This window comes from Bartonella sp. MR168JLCBS (assembly GCF_042194175.1).
In genome coordinates, this window is sequence record NZ_JBHIMP010000415.1 from 1 (window position 1) to 678 (window position 678).

Below are 678 nucleotides of genomic sequence, written 5' to 3' on the forward strand. Positions count from 1 at the left end.
GCACTTCCACCCTTTTATTTGACACCTCTCTGCTTTTTAACTTTCCCTGTCTTCATTGTTTTACTTGATAAAATAAGTGCTATTCAAAACAGAAAAAAATGTCTTCTGATCTACGCTTTAAGCTGTGGAACCTTTGGCTTTGGTTATTTTATCTGCAGCCTTTGGTGGCTGAGTAATGCTTTGTTGACAGATCCTGTTGCTTTTGGATGGGCAGTGCCATTTGCTATTTTTTTCCCTCCCCTCTATCTTTCTCTTTATTGGTTTTTTGCTGGTTTCATTGTCGGCTTGTTATGGACAAAAGGAATAGCACGCTTTTTTGTTTTGGCTTTTGCACTGGGACTAGCAGAATGGTTGCGCTCTATCTTGTTCACAGGCTTTCCGTGGAATGCTCTTGGTTACACAATTATGCCAACCCCTATGTTCATGCAATCCGATGCAATCTTGGGACTTTATGGAATGAATGTTCTTGCCGTTTTAATCTATAGTTTACCTACTGTTTTATTAACGGATGAAAAAAAGAAATCGGCACTTGTTTTTTGCTTATCGCTTATATTAGCCCACAGCGGTTTTGGATTTTATCGTCTCAATTCTGCACCTAACATAACTGATTACAAAAAAAATAGCCATTGGGTACGCATTATTCAACCTTCTATCCAACAAAACACAAAATTGAGCAAT

1 pseudogene is annotated in these 678 nt (G+C 38.2%); it reads left to right on the plus strand.

The features are described 5' to 3' along the window. A pseudogene (locus ACFIK8_RS11695) lies at positions 1-678 on the plus strand (apolipoprotein N-acyltransferase); the annotation flags it as partial.